Source organism: Clostridium sp. AWRP (genome assembly GCF_004006395.2).
Lineage (GTDB): Bacteria > Bacillota > Clostridia > Clostridiales > Clostridiaceae > Clostridium_B.
Window position 1 is genome coordinate 447,916 of sequence record NZ_CP029758.2, and the last position, 17,623, is coordinate 465,538.

Annotated in this window: 14 protein-coding genes; 11 read left to right on the plus strand and 3 right to left on the minus strand. The window is 33.7% G+C overall.

Features of this window, described 5'->3' with window-relative positions; all coding sequences use genetic code 11:
- Positions 1-388 precede the first annotated feature (388 nt).
- The 3 genes from DMR38_RS02050 to DMR38_RS02060 all read left to right on the plus strand — a co-directional run bounded on the left by DMR38_RS02050 (position 389) and on the right by DMR38_RS02060 (position 2,001).
- Complete coding sequence (locus tag DMR38_RS02050) at positions 389-937, plus strand: transposase (RefSeq protein WP_127719773.1); 549 nt, start codon at positions 389-391, stop codon at positions 935-937.
- 147 nt (positions 938-1,084) lie between these two features.
- Positions 1,085-1,345, plus strand: a complete 261-nt coding sequence (locus DMR38_RS02055; RefSeq protein ID WP_127719774.1) for a M domain protein — start codon at positions 1,085-1,087, stop codon at positions 1,343-1,345.
- A gap of 227 nt (positions 1,346-1,572) precedes the next feature.
- Entirely contained in the window at positions 1,573-2,001 is a 429-nt protein-coding gene (locus DMR38_RS02060) for a hypothetical protein (protein ID WP_127719775.1), read from the plus strand.
- A 219-nt stretch (positions 2,002-2,220) separates the two neighbouring features.
- On the opposite strand, the gene safA is transcribed toward DMR38_RS02060, so the two are convergent.
- Positions 2,221-2,826 (minus strand): SafA/ExsA family spore coat assembly protein, encoded by a 606-nt coding sequence (gene safA / locus DMR38_RS02070; RefSeq protein WP_207670771.1) that lies wholly within the window; start codon positions 2,824-2,826, stop codon positions 2,221-2,223.
- Positions 2,827-2,949: 123 nt separating this feature from the next.
- Between safA and DMR38_RS02075 the strand changes: the two genes are divergently transcribed.
- On the plus strand, positions 2,950-3,642 hold the full coding sequence (locus DMR38_RS02075) for a metallophosphoesterase family protein (protein ID WP_127719777.1): 693 nt from the start codon (positions 2,950-2,952) through the stop codon (positions 3,640-3,642).
- 60 nt (positions 3,643-3,702) lie between these two features.
- Here the strand turns inward: DMR38_RS02075 and DMR38_RS02080 are convergent, their stop codons facing one another.
- Both DMR38_RS02080 and DMR38_RS02090 read right to left on the minus strand, forming a co-directional pair.
- Positions 3,703-6,765 carry an insulinase family protein gene (locus DMR38_RS02080; RefSeq protein ID WP_127719778.1) on the minus strand — a complete coding sequence of 1,021 codons (3,063 nt, stop codon included), beginning with the start codon at positions 6,763-6,765 and terminating at the stop codon, positions 3,703-3,705.
- Positions 6,766-7,099: 334 nt separating this feature from the next.
- The gene (locus tag DMR38_RS02090; protein ID WP_127719779.1) at positions 7,100-8,059 is read right to left on the minus strand and encodes a helix-turn-helix transcriptional regulator; all 960 of its coding nucleotides are present in this window, start codon (positions 8,057-8,059) and stop codon (positions 7,100-7,102) included.
- Between the two features lie 371 nt (positions 8,060-8,430).
- Between DMR38_RS02090 and nifH the strand changes: the two genes are divergently transcribed.
- From nifH to nifB, 7 genes are all read left to right on the plus strand, one after another.
- Positions 8,431-9,249 (plus strand): nitrogenase iron protein, encoded by an 819-nt coding sequence (nifH, locus tag DMR38_RS02095; protein ID WP_127719780.1) that lies wholly within the window; start codon positions 8,431-8,433, stop codon positions 9,247-9,249.
- Positions 9,250-9,396: 147 nt separating this feature from the next.
- Positions 9,397-9,723: a P-II family nitrogen regulator gene (locus tag DMR38_RS02100; protein WP_063555728.1), complete on the plus strand. Its 327-nt coding sequence runs from the start codon at positions 9,397-9,399 to the stop codon at positions 9,721-9,723.
- A 13-nt stretch (positions 9,724-9,736) separates the two neighbouring features.
- Positions 9,737-10,129 carry a P-II family nitrogen regulator gene (locus DMR38_RS02105; RefSeq protein WP_127719781.1) on the plus strand — a complete coding sequence of 131 codons (393 nt, stop codon included), beginning with the start codon at positions 9,737-9,739 and terminating at the stop codon, positions 10,127-10,129.
- Between the two features lie 23 nt (positions 10,130-10,152).
- A complete protein-coding gene (gene nifD / locus DMR38_RS02110; protein ID WP_127719782.1) occupies positions 10,153-11,769 on the plus strand; it encodes a nitrogenase molybdenum-iron protein alpha chain in 1,617 nt (538 codons plus the stop codon).
- Entirely contained in the window at positions 11,763-13,124 is a 1,362-nt protein-coding gene (nifK, locus tag DMR38_RS02115) for a nitrogenase molybdenum-iron protein subunit beta (RefSeq protein WP_127719783.1), read from the plus strand. Before nifD ends, nifK begins: the two co-directional genes overlap by 7 nt.
- Positions 13,125-13,338: 214 nt before the next feature.
- Positions 13,339-14,757 (plus strand): nitrogenase iron-molybdenum cofactor biosynthesis protein NifE, encoded by a 1,419-nt coding sequence (gene nifE / locus DMR38_RS02120; RefSeq protein ID WP_243124412.1) that lies wholly within the window; start codon positions 13,339-13,341, stop codon positions 14,755-14,757.
- Positions 14,758-14,890: 133 nt separating this feature from the next.
- On the plus strand, positions 14,891-17,584 hold the full coding sequence (gene nifB / locus DMR38_RS02125; protein WP_127719784.1) for a nitrogenase cofactor biosynthesis protein NifB: 2,694 nt from the start codon (positions 14,891-14,893) through the stop codon (positions 17,582-17,584).
- Positions 17,585-17,623: the final 39 nt, after the last annotated feature.

Sequence of the window (17,623 nt, forward strand, 5' to 3'; positions counted from 1 at the left end):
TATATTTATATTAGAATGATAGATGTTTGTTAAAATATGAAATCTGAAATAAGGAGGAAGGAAAGTTATACTTTCCTTCTTTCATTTAAACATGAACGGATGAAATTGTATTATCATATCTTAAAATATCTTTAAGTCATAAAAATTGCTGGGTCCTACTCTGGCTGAAAAAATTAAACAATCAAATCAATATGGAGGGTATCCTTTGAGGATATTCTCTTTTTTCTTATTTTGGTGCCTGTCACCGAGTGGGATAAAAATGTTCCAATATGGTGTCTGTCACTTAATGGGACAATAAATATCCCACTAAGTGACAGGCACCTGTCGTTTAAAAATGCAATTATTTGGTTATAATCACAGAAAAATAATCCATCTGTGAGGTATAAAAATGTCAAGAAAAAATAGATTATGGCGTGAAGGTTCAATTTTGCATATTACAGTTAGAGGAAACCGAAAGGAAGATATATTTAAAAGTAAAGAAGACTATTATGTTTATCTTAGAAATTTACAGCATGCTATAAAATTTTATAACAACCAATTTGAAATATTAAGTTATTGTCTGATGACTAATCACATTCATCTTCAAATTGAAACAAAAAGTGTTCATATAAAAAAATTAATGGGAAAAATAAATACTTTTTACGCTAAGTATTTTAATAATAAATATGATTATCATGGGCACCTTTTTCAGGGACGGTATGGTTCTCAAATAATAGACAGCGATAGCTATATTTTAGAAGCAAGCAGATACATAAGTTTAAATCCAGTGAGGGCTAACATAGTTAAAAAACCAGAAGATTATAAATGGAGCAGTTATCCTATGTTAATAGGTAAAAGAAAAGAAAAACTAATTAATTCGGATAGAATACTTTCTTATTTCATTCAGAGCAGAAAGAGAGAACTATATAGAATGTACGTGGAAGATGCAATAAGGTGACAGGCACTTTGATGGACTATAAATATCCCACTGGGATGACAGGCACCTGTCAGAGATGGCTGCACAAACTGCCATATTTTAGAGATTGAAATATAAAATTATAGATGCTATAATGTAAAAACAGTATCTTTATTGGTGGTGAAAAATTTGGATAAGGAAACAAATCAGATATTTCAACTTGCTTTGCAAAAATTGGATAACATTGAAAAAAGATTTGACAACGTAGAAAAAAGATTTGACAACGTGGAAAAAAGACAGGATGAGATATATAATGTAGTAAAAGCAATAGAACACAGCAATAATGTAAGAAAAGCTGAGATAGATAATTTGACTCACAAAGTAGCACACATAGAAGGGACAGTTAATGGAGTTGGAGAACTAATTGAAAATAGAAGATCAATTAAATGATCATGTGAATTTAGGAGGGTGTAGCCTCCTTTTTTGTATGTTTTGGTGTCTGTCACTATAGTTAAACATAAATACTTCAATACAGTGACAGGAATAAGCCAAAGATGGCTGTATAAATTTAAGCGATTATATGGAATAGTATAACAATTCCTGATAACATATATGATATAATAGATATTAGATATATATTATTAGATGTTTATTTTGAAAAAAGAAGGCTTTGATATATGAAAAATTGCATTGATATTTTATCTTTAAATAATAAAATTAGCAAAAGTAAGGTATTTGGCACTGTGTCAAAATCAAATGGAGAATCTTTTGCTAATATTTTTAACAAAGCTATTAAGTGTAATACTACTTGCTCATCTAATGTTTGCTCTGTTGAAGAATTAAATGAAAGTTTAAATGGCGATTTAGATAAGAGAGTTGATGATGCCGTTGAAAGATTGGCAGGTTTCTTTGGAATTGGGAAACATTTAATGGCTGCTGTATTGAAGTACTTACATATAGATCCTAAAGAATTACTTGATCCAGCTAGAAAACAGGATATAGTAGATACTTTATCGAAACAATTAGGTTTAAATAAACATAAATCTGAAGCTCTTTATAATTTAATAAGTGATTTAGGAATAAGTGCCTGCCACCAAGCGGGATAAAAAAATTTCAATGTGGTGACAGACATCTATTGCTTAATAGGACTTTATAAACAGAGTTCTTGGCATCAGATAGAGTTTTAAACTCCATCTGATGTTTAGAAATCGTTATCCAGAGACGGAGCTGCTCTTTACTCTCACTTGGAGATTGGAGAAAAGCAAGATATCCCAATAGTGGTATAGTCGCTTTCACGGAGTGTGTGGGAATATTAGAGCAGGTAGTCATCGGATAAATTGCTGGGTCCAATAGCATGTTCCATTAGAATTTTTAGCGAGACCAACTCCTATTTGATTGAAACTTGTATTTAAAATGTTGGCTCTATGTCCTGGAGAGTTCATCCATGAATTCATTACCCCCTGTGCGGTTCTTTGTCCCATGGCAATATTTTCACCAGCAGCAGTAAATTTTATGCCGAAGTTTTGCATCATGGTAAAAGGTGAACCGTAGGTAGGAGATGTATGATTAAAATATCCTTTGCTAGCCATATCTTGAGATTTGTATCTGGCCACTCTTGATAGTTCCCAATTTGCTTTAAATGGTTGTAATCCTGAATTTACTCTTGCTTTATTTACCAGACTTATAACTTGATTTTCCATTGTTTTTACATCTATATTTGGAATAGATATCTTTTGTCCTGGCATTATCATTGCAGGATTTGCAATCTGGGGATTGGAAGCTATAAGTTCACTTATTCCCACTTGATTTTTTACTGCAATTTTCCACATGGTATCTCCAGACACTACCGTATAAGTTGAAGATTGTGCGTGAACTGCGCCTGTAGACAATACAAGACATAATATAAAGCTTGATAAAAAACTTTTTTTCAATTAAATCACCTCAGTATATTTTGTGACACATATAAAAATTTATCCCACCAGGTGCCTGTCACCGAGTGGGACATTTACAACCCCATTTGGTGATAGGCACCAAAGAGAAAGGAACGATAAACTATGAAGATAGCAGTTATTTCCGATATACACGGAAATTTGGAAGCACTTAAAGCAGCACTTTGCCATATAGAAAAGAAAAGCATTGACACTATCATATGTCTTGGGGATTTGGTAGGATATGGACCTTATCCTAATGAAGTAATTCAGCTTGTAAGAGAAAAGCACATATTAAATATACTTGGCAACTACGATGCAGCAGTGCTTGAGGAAAAATTTAATTACATAAGAGACAATGAAATCAATAAATTTTGTATGCCTTGGGCAGCAGAAGAACTATCAGAGGAAAACAGGGATTACTTAAAGTCCCTTCCTGGAGAAATAGTACTTAATTTTAAAAATAAGAAATTTCATTTTGTACATGGAAGCAATAGATCCATAAATGAATACTTAAAGGAAAATTCAAAAGAAGCGGAAGAAGCAATGGATGTGCTAAAAGAAGATGTTCTAATATGTGCTCACACTCATATTCCTTATAGAAAGAAATACGGTGATAAAATTCTCTTAAATGATGGAAGTATTGGAAAACCTAAAATAGGCAGACCTAATGGAACTTATCTTATAATGGAATCGGGCGAAGATGTAAAAAGTAATATTGTAGAATTTACCTATGACTATGAAAAAACAGTAAAGGCCATGGAGGAAAAAGGCATACACAAAGCCTGTATAGAAAATATAAAAACTGGAATAGAATAGAATTGGTGCCTGTCACCGAGTGGGATATTTACAATCCCATTCGGTGACAGGCACCTTAGTTTATTTCTGCATATTTATAATCTCATTAAATAATTGTTTGTTTTGCTCAATCTTATCTGCGGAACCCTCTGCAAAGTATATATTTTGTTTTAGAACTTGATCCAGCATATTTCCATAATTTCTTATATCATCTGGTGTAGTTGAAAGTGCATCTTTCTCATAGTTCAAAAGATCATTTACAGAAGAATTTGTAAGATACATTGAATCACAAAGCGAACTTTCCTCGAGAGGTCCACTGGATTTTAAATTTACAAAACTTTTAATAGCTCCTATAATGTAATTTGTCATTTCGCTGTCTGTTGCCTGAAAGTTTTTAAGGTAGTTTACCGTACCTTGAAAGGCATCTAAGGTTTCTTTAAGGTTTGGATCTCTCATTGATGCAAGTATAACTTCACCATTAGGTGATAATGCAGATTGGACTCCATAGGCACCTCCGGTTGTCCTTACCTTATTCCAAAGATATCCGTTGTCCAATACGTTTTGCAGTACCATCATCTTTCCACTATAGGTATAACCAGCTTTTTTAAAATCTCCAACCTGTATTATTGTTTGTACTTTTGCTGTGGAAGAAAAAGCTGTATTTTTATCAGGTTGTGCAAAAGTATATTTTTGCTGTGGAAGTACCTGAGAGTTGATCTTAGGGCTTATACGGTTTAATTCTTTTTTGAAGGTTTCAGAAGTAGTTTTATTTCCGCTGTAAGTTGCTATAAGGTCATTTCTGTTAAATGCAAGTTTGCGTATATCATTTAAATTTTTAGAAATCTCATCCCATTTTGAATCAAAGTTGCTGTCCAGGTCCTGTAAGAACTTATAATAGGAAAGTCCTGTAAGCTCTTCACTGTATCTCCCACTTTCACTCATGTAGGAACTCATTCGCATAATTGCAGCCGCGCCTGATCCTGAAGTTAAAGCTGCCTGTAGGGCTGATTTATTTTGCTCAATAATTTGTTTTATTCTCTGCTTATTTGTAAACTGGCTGTCATTTATAATTTCTTCAGTTAAATTAAGAGACTTTGAGATATTTTCGTCAGGTGCTAAAAGTGATACTGTTAATTTAGGCTTATAGGTATTAGGATCTTTATTGCTTGCTACTGCCGAAGGTGTAAAACCAACAGTACTTCCTACATACTGCAGCATTTCATTTGAAATCTGATCATAATTATGTTCCTTAGTATCTACATTTCCAAGCAAAGACGAAAGCAGGCTTAAATAATGTAATTTATCCTGTGGAACCTTTGATGTATCAAAGTAAAGACTTATATTTGAAAGCCCATTTAAATCTGCATTATGGGTAAGAACTTTCATACCTGATTGACTTTCCACCTTATAGCTTAAATTTGGTAATTCAGGTTTGATATCCTTAAGTGAAAGCTTTGGTAAAGTTTCCAGTGCTTCCTTTGAATCTCCACTTTTTTGCCATGTATTAAAATCCTCAGTAGCTTTTAAAAGTGAATTAACACCTGCTTCTCCTATTTGATTTTTATAATCTGCAAGTTTTTTAGCTGTAGCTTCAGCATTCTTACTTTCAAGACCGGCTTCAGGTTTTAATACAACCATTGAGTGATAGTTGTTTGAAATCAGGTATTTGTCAATTAAATTTGTAAAATATTTATTGGAATCTGATTTCTTTATCTTTTCCATTATGTCACTTGTATCAAAATACATGGTAGGATCTTTATCATATACCCATGTGGACAATGCAGTTTGGGATAATACAAGACCGTTTCCACCAAGCATAGGTGTTACAAGCTTTTCAGATCGATCGCTTATGTCATAGGACTCAAGGGCAGATTTAAGAAAATCTTTATCAAATCCATTTTTTGAAATATTCTTTAGAGTATCAAAAATAGTTTTTTCAAAAATTTCTTTTGAAGATTCATCAGAATTAGCTGCACTAATTGAAAATACTGGCTGAATACCATTCATACTAAATGAAGAACTTACATTTTCTGCAATACCCTTTTCTGTAAGTGCTTTTTTAAGAGGAGCATTGTCTGTTCCCATAAGTAAATAATTCAAAAACGTTAATGCTGCATTTGTTTCCTTATCGCCTATATTACCCGTAACAAAATTTAAAGAAAGATAAGTCTTCTTTTTTGTGTCTCCATCCTTAGGAACAGGATAAGAAGCTATTTTATCAGGTATATTAGACAGTGATTTTTGGGTTTTAACGGAAGTATCTACATTAACTTTGTCAAATTTGCTTAAGTAATTTTGATCAATATATTGAAGATATTGTCCTATATCTAATTTACCATATAAATATATGTAGCTGTTTGACGGTGTATAGTTTTTCTTGTAAGTTGAAATTAACTGATCTCTTGTAAGAGAAGGAATATTCTCTGGATTTCCACCTGAATCCCATTTATAAGAAGTATCAGGAAACAGTGATTGATTTACTGCATTACGTAAAAGCCACTGAGGATTTGAATAGTCGCCCTTCATTTCATTGTACACAACACCGTTAACTGAAAGAGGTGAATCCTTAGATGTTAGATCATAGCGCCAACCTTCCTGCTTAAATATATTAGGGTCAGTAATAACATTTGGGAAAAACACTGCATCCAAATATACTCCCATAAGGTTTTTAAGATCCTGCTCATTTGTACTTGCTGCAGGAAATGTAGTATAATCAGCACCTGTCATAGCATTGATGAAAGAACCCAGGGAGCTCTTAAGCATTTGCTGAAATGGAGATTTTACAGGATAATTCTTGGAACCATCAAGAACTGAGTGTTCAATAATATGATTTACACCACTGTTGTCTGAAGTAGGGGTGCGAAAACTGATATCAAAAACTCTCTGAGTATCATCGTTTTTAAGATACATTAGTTTTGCACCTGTTTTTACATGAGTAAATTGCATAACAGTAGAATTAACTTTTGGTATATCCTTCACTGAAGTAAGTTGGAATCCATAATAGGTCTTTCCAATCTCGTTACAGCTTGTAACATTTGTATCTGCTGCATAGGCAGTTTCATTAGAAAATGCCACATTACAAGAAGAAAACAGCATGAAAAATGCTACAATAACAGTCGTTGCTTTTTTCAAAGATATTTTCATTATATATGTCCCCCTATTTATTTTTATCCGATGACTACTTGCTCTAATACTCCAACTTTTCCAAGTTTACGTTGCGAGCAGCTATGTCCCTGGATAACGATTTCTAAGCATTAGTTGGAACAAAGCTCCATCTGATGCCAAGAATTCTGTTTATGTCTGCGCTATAGATCATTCACCAGTTATTTCCTATAGTGTTAATGCTATTATATATTCTTTTAATGAAAATTTATTAATTTTATAAATTATTTATAATTTGTTCACAATTATAATGAACAAATGAAGCAGTGCCATTTTAAAATTAAGGGGAACAAGCATAACTTGCAGCCGGTAAACTTTAAAGTTCTGCTATTATATTTCCCATTTCAGTAAGATCATATCCGCCTATTCCTAGGAGTTCTGATTTAAATTGATTTGAACGGAGTATTTCAAGTATTGAGTTAAAGGGAGGTTTATTTATGTCCTCCTTCTTCATGACCAAATCATATCTTTCTTTTTGAATAGGAATAAAATCCACATTATTAACTTGAAGGGCTGTTTTTTCATTTCCAAGTCCTACATCAGCATCACCTCTAGCCACAGTACTAGCTATTTCTAGGTGAGAAAAATGTTCTTTTGTATAGCCTTTTATATCACTACCACTTATATTTAATAATCTAAGATGTTCATCTAAGAGGATTCTTGTACCGCAGCCTTTTTCCCTATTTATCATGGTAATATCAGGTCTTTTTAAATCCTCAAAACCTTTAATTTTTTTAGGATTACCTTTAGCTACATAAAAACCCTGCATCCTGCAGGCAAGATGAATTATTACAGTTGGAATTCCAGGAAGTAATCTTCTTACAAATGGTATGTTATATTCATTTGAATCACCATCCCAGAGATGAGCTGTGGCTACCTGTATTTTTCCCATGTAAAGTGATAAAAGTCCACTGTAGCTTCCTACGTAGGAACGGAAAGTTCTAGTACCAGGGCAGCGAATCTCTATGTATCTGGATAAAATATCGAGAAGTACATCCTGTCCGCATATTATAAAGCCTCCATTATTATTATCTCTTGTAGGATAAAAAATATCAGGAGAAGATAGATCATTTTCTTTAACATCAATGGATTCATTTTGTGTAGTGTGTTTTGTCTTATTTTTATAATTTTCTACATCTTTTAAATCAACTCTAATTTTCTTGCCAACTTTATAGCCGTTCAATTCTCCTCTTTTAATCAATTCATATACTGTATTTTTAGCTATTTTTAGCATATCGGCAACTTCCTGGGGAGTTAATGTTGTATTTTCTAACATAAATTATCCTTCCTTTCAATGGTGCCTGTCACCGTAGTGGGATATTTTTGCCCCTATTTGGTGCCTGTCACCTTATACAAACATTATATAATATAACTACATATTAAAGAAGTAAAATTAATTAGTAGAAGTTATATAACATAGTATAAACCAATATAGCATAAATGATAAGTTATTAACAATAATCAGTGGGCAATTATTAAAATAACAATTTTTGCGTCTATATTTTAAAATCACATCAGTTATAGCACATATTTTTTAATAAATTAATAATTTAAATGTTGATTTTTCTAAAAAGGTATGATATATTTTTTATAAATTATTAAACAATAATTGTCATAAAAAAACTATAAGTGAGGAGTGAGTGTAAAATGAGACAAGTAGCTATTTATGGAAAAGGTGGTATTGGAAAATCTACTACTACACAAAACTTAACTGCAGGATTAGCAGAAATCGGAAAAAAAATAATGGTAGTAGGATGTGACCCTAAAGCAGATTCAACTAGATTACTTCTAGGAGGGCTTGCACAAAAGACAGTCCTTGATACTTTGAGAGAAGAAGGAGAAGATGTAGACTTAGATGAAATATTAAAAAAAGGATATGGTGGAATAAAATGTGTTGAATCAGGTGGACCTGAACCTGGTGTTGGATGTGCTGGCAGAGGTATTATAACTTCAATTAACATGCTTGAACAACTCGGCGCTTATGATGATGATTTGGATTATGTTTTTTATGATGTACTAGGTGATGTTGTATGTGGTGGTTTTGCAATGCCAATACGTGAAGGCAAGGCACAGGAAATATATATAGTAGCTAGTGGTGAGATGATGGCCATGTATGCGGCAAATAACATATCAAAAGGCATAAGTAAATTTGCAAACAGTGGTGGAGTTAGATTAGGAGGTATTATATGCAACAGTAGAAAAGTTGAAAATGAGAGGGAATTACTTGAAGCTTTTGCAAAAAAGCTTGGAACTCAACTTATCTATTTTGTACCAAGAAGTCACGATGTTCAAAAAGCAGAAATAAATAAGAAGACTGTTATAGAGTTTAGTCCTGAAGTTGAACAAGCAGATGAATATAGGGCGCTTGCAAAAGCTATAGATGGAAATGATATGTTTGTAATACCAAAGCCAATGGCACAAGATGATTTGGAAGCTATACTTATGGAACATGGGTTGATGGATTAAAATGAATATTAAAAATAAAGCAAAAAACACTAGAGTATACCTCTTAGTTTGTGAATGGAAACGCCAAGAGATATACCCAAAAAATAAGTCAGAATCGGTCAAATTCTAACTTTTTATAGTGTAACACAAAAGGGGAGGGTATTCAATATGTTATTGATAAAAGCTATTATAAGACCTGAAAAAGCATCAGAAGTTCTATCAGAATTATGCGATGCGGGATTTCCGGCAGTTACTAAATTTGATGTAGTAGGTAGAGGTAAACAAAGAGGAGTGAAAGTAGGAGAAATATTTTACGACGAAATACCAAAACAAATGCTGCTCATAGTAGTAAAAGATGAAGATAAGGATGATATTATAAAAATCATTACTAAAAGTGCAAAAACCGGTAATAAAGGAGCTTTTGGAGACGGAAAAATATTTGTAACTCCTGTGGAGGAAGTATATACAATAAGTTCCGGCACAAATGAATTATAAGGAGGCATGTAAGGTGAAAGAAGTTATGGCTATTATTAGAATGGATATGGTGGGCAAGACAAAAGATGCCCTTGCTGCAGCTGGATTTCCATCTATTACATGCAAAAAAGTTGTTGGACGTGGTAAGAAAAAGGTGGATTTTTCTATAATTGAAGATTATATATCTGGAAGCGATATAGTTGACTTTTCAGATAAAAAAGTTGCAGAGCAGATATCTGAAGTGCACAGATTAATTTCAAAAAGGTTAATTATTGTACTGGCTAAGGATGAAGAAGTAAAAAAGGTTGTTGATACTTTAATAGAGATAAATAGAACAGGAAACCCTGGAGATGGGAAAATATTTGTAATAAATGTAACTGATGTTGTGAGAATAAGGACAGAAGAAACTGGAGATGAAGCTGTTTAATCTTTATGGAAGGATGTGATTTTATGAGAAAAGAACTAAATAAAATAGTAGATGAAGTTTTGGAGCCATACCCAGCTAAAACCTATAAGAATCGAAAAAAGCATATAGTTGTAAAGACAAAGGAAGATCCAAGCCCGGTCATTGAAGCAAATATAAGGACAGTGCCGGGAGTAATTACATCTAGAGGGTGCTGTTATGCAGGCTGCAAGGGTGTTGTCATGGGACCCATTAAAGATATGGTTCATATAACCCACGGACCTGTAGGATGTTCTTTTTATAGCTGGGGTGGAAGGAGAAATAAAGCTAAAAATGAAGAAGGTAACCAAAATTTTATGGAATATGTTTTTGGTACAGATATGGAAGAAAAAGATATAGTTTTTGGTGGAGTTGGAAAGCTTAAGCAGGCAATAAAGGAAGCAGTTGAGATTTTTCATCCTAAAGCTATAGGTATATATGCTACATGTCCCGTTGGCCTTATAGGTGATGATATAAATGCAGTGGCACAGGAAGCTAAAAAACTTTATGGAATTAATGTACTTGCCTTTAGCTGTGAGGGATATAAAGGAGTAACCCAATCTGCAGGACATCATATAGCAAACAATACTGTTATGAGTGAGATCATTGGTACTGGAAAGGGTGATCATAAAAAGTATTCCATAAATATATTAGGTGAATACAACATCGGCGGAGATGCATGGGAGATTGAAAGAATTTTAAACAAAATAGGGTATAACGTAGTGGCAACTCTTACTGGTGATGGGAGTTACGAACGTATTCAAAATGCCCACACTGCAGATGTAAACTTAGTGCAGTGTCATAGATCCATAAACTATATAGCAGAGATGATGGAAACCAAGTATGGGATACCTTGGATTAAATGCAACTTTATAGGCATACAGGGTACTGTTGATACTTTAAGAGATTTAGCTAAAGTTTTTGATGATCCATACTTGTATAAAAAAACTGAAGAAGTCATCGAAGAAGAACTTGCAGATATTCAGGTAGATATGCAGTATTATAGAGAAAAACTTGAAGGCAGACTTGCTTGTTTATTTGTTGGTGGATCAAGGTCACATACTTATCAAGTGCTTTTAAAAGATTTTGGGGTAAAAACAATTCTTGCAGGATATGAATTTGCCCACCGTGATGATTATGAAGGCAGGGAGGTCATCCCTACAATAAAGATTGATGCTGATAGCAAAAATATTCCTCAATTAACTGTACATCCTGACAAGGGAAAATATCATGTGGTTTTGCCTAAAGAAAGGGCAGAAGCCCTCAAGGCAGAAGGAGTACCTCTTGCTTACTATGGTGGAATGGAAAAAGAAATGGATGAAAACACGGTAATAATAGATGACATGAACGAACATGAAATGGAAAAATTCATAAAAGAACTTCACCCTGATATGTTCCTCACAGGAATAAAAGAGAAATATACTATTGAAAAAATGGGAGTTTTGTCAAGACAGCTTCATTCTTATGATTATACAGGGCCTTATGCAGGATTTAAAGGTGCAATAATATTTGCAAGGGAACTTGCAGGGGGTATATATACTCCGGCATGGAAGTATTTAACTCCACCCTGGAAAAAGGAATCCTTATTGGAAGGAAAAGTTGTAGGAGGTGAACAGGAATGTTAGATGCAACACCAAAAGAATTAGTAGAAAGAAAACAACTGCGAATAAATCCCGCTAAAACCTGTCAGCCTGTTGGCGCTATGTATGCAGCTCTTGGAATTCATAATTGTCTTCCACACAGCCATGGGTCACAAGGATGTTGCTCTTATCACAGGACTGTACTTTCAAGACATTTCAAAGAACCTGCTGCGGCTTCTACAAGCTCATTTACTGAAGGTACCAGTGTATTTGGGGGAGGAGCTAATGTAAAAAAAGCCGTTAAAAATGTATTTGCCATGTATAATCCAGATATTATAGCTATTCATACGACCTGTTTATCAGAAACCATAGGAGATGATTTGACTACTTATATAAGTGAGATGGAAATACCTGAAGGTAAACTTGTTATTCATGCCAATACACCAAGTTATGTTGGCTCCCATGTTACTGGATTTTCCAATATGGTAAATGGTATGGTTCAGTATCTTTCAAAAAACAGCGGAGATAAAAATGGCAAATTTAATATAATACCGGGATTTGTAGGTCCCGCAGATATGAAAGAGATGAAGAGAATTTTTAAACTTATGGACATTCCATATATAATTTTTCCTGATACAAATGGAGTGTTTGATACTCCAAATACAGGGGAGTATAAGATGTATCCTAAAGGTGGAACAAAAATTGAAGACATAGTTGATGCTGGAAATTCGGATTTTACTGTAGCCTTTGGAAATTATGCTTCAGAACTTGCGGCAAAATCTCTTGAAAATAAGTGTAAAGTTCCATATAAAACTTTAAGGACACCTATTGGAATAGATGCCATGGATGATTTACTTATGAATTTAGTTAGAATGACAGGTAAGAAAGTATCGGCAGAACTTGAGGAGGAAAGAGGACAGCTTCTTGACATGATGATTGACAGTGCCCAGTACTTTAATGGTAAAAAAGTAGCTATAGTTGGCGATCCAGATGAGGTTATTTCCCTTACCCAATTTGTCATAACTTTAGGTATGATTCCTAAATACGTAATAACCGGTACTCCAGGATCATTATTTGAGAAGGAAATTAAAGCTATGATGGGCGAAGCAGGATTAGAAGGAATTGTGAAAGCCAACAGCGATTTCTTTGAAATGCACCAGCTTATAAAAAATGAAGGAGTAGATCTTCTTATTTCAAATACGTATGGTAAGTTTATTGCCAGGGCAGAAGATATTCCGTTTGTTAGATTTGGATTCCCTGTAATGGACAGATATGGACATCAATACACTCCAAAAGTTGGATATTACGGTGCAATAAAATTAGTAGAATCAATGTTAAACGCCATGCTTGATAAAGAAGAAAGAGAATGTGCGGAAGAGGATTTTGAAACAGTAAGGTAAGAATTCTAAGTTGAGAATTGAGAGTTGAGAGTGAAGGTTGATTTTTAGCTAGCGCAAAAAAATCTTTAAATTTATAAGAACCAGCGATGTTTCGCCTTAGCGAAACGAGTTGTCAAAATTTAATTAAAGATTTTGTGAAGTGTAACGGAAAAAAATCCACATTAACTCTCCACTTTTCACTCTCAATTCTCAATTAAAAAAAGGTGGGTTGTTTATGGAAAAAATAAAAGAAGATTTTTATCATGACCTTCACGAAAAAAATAGAGATAGATTTTTAAAATTGGAAGCTGGAAAGTCAGAAATAATAGAAGATAGAAAAGAATTTGTCTGTTATAACTCCAAGGACAAAGATACAAAAATCAGATGTGAGGAAAACAGTGTTTCTGGAGCTGTGAGCCAGAGAGCATGCGTGTATTGTGGAGCTAGGGTAGTTTTAAATCCTATAACAGATGCTTTTCATTTAATACATGGGCCAATAGGTTGTGCTGCTTATACATGGGATCTTCGTGGGAGTTTGTCAAGTGGTTCTGAATTATTTAGAAATAGTTTTTCTACGGATTTAAGTGAAACTGATGTTATATTTGGAGGTGAAAAAAAATTAAGAGCAGCTGTAGATGAAATAGTAGATAAATTTCACCCAAAAGTTATATTCATATATGCAACTTGTATTGTAGGAGTTATCGGAGATGATGTAGATGCAGTCTGCAAGATGGCCGAAGAAAAATATAAAATAAGAGTAATACCTGTAAAGTCTCCTGGATTTTCAGGAAATAAATCTACTGGTTATAGAGCTGCCTGTAATGCCATATTGAAACTCATAGGAAATAAAAAAAGTGAAAAAAAGCTAAATGGAATCAACTATATGGGTGACTTTAATCTTGCAGGAGAAGTATGGGTAGTAGAAAACTACTTAAAGAGGATAGGAATTGATATTGTTTCAAAACTTACAGGTGATGGAAAAGTTGATGAAATAGTAAAAGCACCTGAGGCAAAACTTAATATAGTTCAGTGTGCCGGCTCTATGGGGTATTTAGCTAAAAAAATGGAAGAACTATATGATATTCCATTTATAAAGACAAGTTTTGTAGGTCTTGAGGATACTGAAAATTCACTTTTACAGGTGGCACATCTTGTAGGAAATGAAGAAACTGTGAAAAAGGCAGAAAAGCTTATAAAAGAAGAGGAAGAAAAGATACAACCTGAACTTGAATATTATAGGGGAAGGCTTAAAGGCAAAAAGGCTGCAATATATGTAGGAGGCGGCTATAAAGCCATATCACTTATAAAACAATTTAGGGACCTTGGAATTGAAACTGTAATGGTTGGAACTCAAACTGGGAAACCAGAAGATTATGAAATAATAAGACAAATTACAAATGAGGGAACTGTAATACTTGATGATGCGAATCCTTATGAACTTGAAAGATTCATGGTCGAAAAGGGAGCAGATGTCCTTGTGGGAGGAGTTAAAGAAAGACCTCTTGCATATAAACTTGGAGTTGCTTTTTGTGACCACAATCATGAGAGAAAACACATACTTGGGGGATTTCAGGGAGCTATAAATTTTGCTAAGGAAATAGATTTGACTGTAAGTAGTCCTGTTTGGCAATATATATCAATGAATCTTACTTAGTGGGAATTTGTTTCTCCCACTAAGTTTAGATGAATTATCTAGGGGCGTAGCTACTGTTATTCTCCCACTTTGATAAAAGTGGGAGTGTTACAGTAGGTAGCCGTCAGATAAATTTTATGGAGGGATGATGGAGATGAGCAATAAAAAGTTGGTAAATGTAGATATAAATCCATGTAAAATGTGCATGCCTATGGGAGGAGTAATGGCCTTTAAGGGAATAGAAAATAATATGGTAATTTTACATGGTTCTCAAGGCTGCAGCACTTATATCAGAAGACATATGGCCACCCACTACAATGAGCCTGTAGATATAGCATCATCTGCTCTTACGGAACAGGGAACTGTATATGGTGGAAATGAAAATTTGAAAAAAGGCCTTAGAAATATGATTAAAATGTATGAACCTACAACTATTGGTGTAATGACAACCTGTCTTGCAGAAACCATAGGAGAGGATACAAAGAGAATAGTAGAAGAATTCTATAATGAAGAAAAAGATAATGAGAAAATTAAAAATATAAAGGTAATAACAGCATCCACACCAGGATATGGTGCTTCACAGGCAGAAGGTTACTTTCAAGTTTTAAGAAGTATTGTTGAACAAGCATGTGAAAAATCTGAGAGTACAGGAAAATTAAATATAATATGTGCCAATTTAAATCCGGGTGATGTGAGAAATATAAAACAAATACTAGATGATTTTAAAGTAGAATATACGATTTTGCCGGATGTATCTAATACTCTTGATTCTGCTCATAATGAAAAATATAAGAGAATTCCATCTGGAGGAACTAAAATAGAAGATATTAAAAAGATGTCCGGGGCAGTAGGCACTATTGAGATGGGTATGACCATTTCAGATGATAAATCTCCTGGCACATATTTAAAAGATAAATTTAAAGTGCCTCTTTACAAATGTCCCATACCAATAGGTTTTAGAAATACAAATAAATTTATTGAACTTATATCTAAAATAACGGGTACTTCCATACCTGATAAGTATCTGGTTCAAAGGGGAAGATATCTTGATGCCATGGTTGACAACCATAAATATACAGGTGAGGCAAGGGTACTTTTATATGGAGAGCCGGAACTTGTATATGCAGTGTCAAGGCTCTGTGAAGAAAATGGCATATTAATAAAAATGATAGGCATGGGATCTAAAAATGAAATGCTTAGAGAAAAGTTGAAGGAAGAATTAAAAGTTCAAAAAGAGGACTGCATTGTTTTAGATGATACTGATTTTGAAACTATGGAAGATTATGCTGAAAAGCTTAAAATAAATTTAATTATAGGAAATTCAGATGGTAGAAGAATGGCACAAAAATTGAAGCTTGAAATAATAAGAATAGGGTTTCCTATACATGATAGAGTTGGAGGACAGAGGCAGGTAATAACAGCATATAGTGGATCTGCCTTTTTAATAGATTCTGTGGCAAATGTTATGCTTTCTCATACTCAAAATACTTACAGGGAAAAAGCTTATAATGACTTTTATGCACCTTTTGCAAAAATGGGGGAAAAAGAAAGTATACAAACTCCTGTTGATAAAAGCTGTACACATCCCTGTTTTTCAGATAATGCACATAAATTTGCAAGAATGCACATACCAATAGCTCCAAAATGTAATATAAGTTGTAATTATTGCAGCAGAAAATATGATTGTGCAAATGAAAGTAGGCCGGGAGTAACAAGTGAGATTTTAAGTCCAAAAGAAGCTCTTGAAAAGTTCAAAATTGTTAAGAGTAAAATGAAAAATTTGACTGTAATAGGTATAGCAGGTCCTGGAGATGCCCTTGCAAATTTTGATCAGGTTAGAGAGTCACTGAAGCTTATAAGAGAGCATTCTCCGGAAACTACTTTTTGCTTATCTACTAATGGACTTATGCTCCCATTCTATGCAGACGAACTGGTACAGCTTGGTGTGTCACATGTCACAGTTACAATAAATACAGTGGACAGCAAAATAGGATCGAGAATATATAAAGAGGTAAATTATTTAGGACACAAATATACTGGAGAAGAAGGAGCAAAAATACTTTTAAACAACCAACTTACAGGACTAAAATACCTGTGCTCCAAAGGTATAATATGCAAAGTGAATATAGTTATGCTCAAGGGTATAAATGATAATCACATAAAAGAGGTAGTGAAGAAAGTTAAAGAATGCGGAGCATATATGACAAATATAATGCAGATGATACCAGTTCCCGGAAGTGTATTTGAAGGTTTGCCTCTTGTTTCCAATATACAATTAAATGAAATGAGAAAAAAATGTGAAGTGAATATGAAACAAATGTACCACTGCAGACAGTGTAGGGCAGATGCGGTAGGAACACTTTCAGAAGATCGTTCTATAGATTTTAGAAATATAGGCTGTGGAGGCTGTTTGGGCAAGTGTTCTGATGATAAAAAAATAGAAGAAGAGAAGCTTATTAAAAATGCAGCTAAAAGTAAAAAATATAAGTTTGCAGTAGCCTCTAAATCCGGTATTAATATAGATCAGCATTTTGGACACGCTGCTGAATTTTATATTTATACTTATAATGATGGAACTACAAAATTTTTGGAAAAGAGGAATGTGGATAAATACTGCACAGGAGTGTATGAATGTGATGAACATGAAGACAAAATGGAAAAAACTATGAAAGCCATAGGTGACTGTAATGCGGTCCTTGCACTTAGGGCAGGTGTTGATCCAACAGAAAAATTAGGAAAAAGAGGAATTAAAGTTATTGAAATGTATGATTCTATAAACAAAGGTATAGTAAAAGCTGTAAAAATATTGGAAAAAGATAAAATTCATTCGGAAATGAATGCAGGATAGGAATTCTAAAATTATGAACTGTGCATTGTGAATTGTGCA

Bases quoted from the DNA above. Each gene is read 5' to 3' on its own strand.
- nifD (WP_127719782.1), top strand. From the start codon at position 10,153: ATGAGAAAAGAACTAAATAAAATAGTAGATGAAGTTTTGGAGCCATAC.
- nifB (WP_127719784.1), top strand. From the start codon at position 14,891: ATGAGCAATAAAAAGTTGGTAAATGTAGATATAAATCCATGTAAAATG.
- nifH (WP_127719780.1), top strand. From the start codon at position 8,431: ATGAGACAAGTAGCTATTTATGGAAAAGGTGGTATTGGAAAATCTACT.
- DMR38_RS02075 (WP_127719777.1), top strand. From the start codon at position 2,950: ATGAAGATAGCAGTTATTTCCGATATACACGGAAATTTGGAAGCACTT.
- DMR38_RS02090 (WP_127719779.1), bottom strand. From the start codon at position 8,059: ATGTTAGAAAATACAACATTAACTCCCCAGGAAGTTGCCGATATGCTA.
- DMR38_RS02100 (WP_063555728.1), top strand. From the start codon at position 9,397: ATGTTATTGATAAAAGCTATTATAAGACCTGAAAAAGCATCAGAAGTT.
- DMR38_RS02080 (WP_127719778.1), bottom strand. From the start codon at position 6,765: ATGAAAATATCTTTGAAAAAAGCAACGACTGTTATTGTAGCATTTTTC.
- DMR38_RS02060 (WP_127719775.1), top strand. From the start codon at position 1,573: ATGAAAAATTGCATTGATATTTTATCTTTAAATAATAAAATTAGCAAA.
- DMR38_RS02050 (WP_127719773.1), top strand. From the start codon at position 389: ATGTCAAGAAAAAATAGATTATGGCGTGAAGGTTCAATTTTGCATATT.
- nifK (WP_127719783.1), top strand. From the start codon at position 11,763: ATGTTAGATGCAACACCAAAAGAATTAGTAGAAAGAAAACAACTGCGA.
- nifE (WP_243124412.1), top strand. From the start codon at position 13,339: ATGGAAAAAATAAAAGAAGATTTTTATCATGACCTTCACGAAAAAAAT.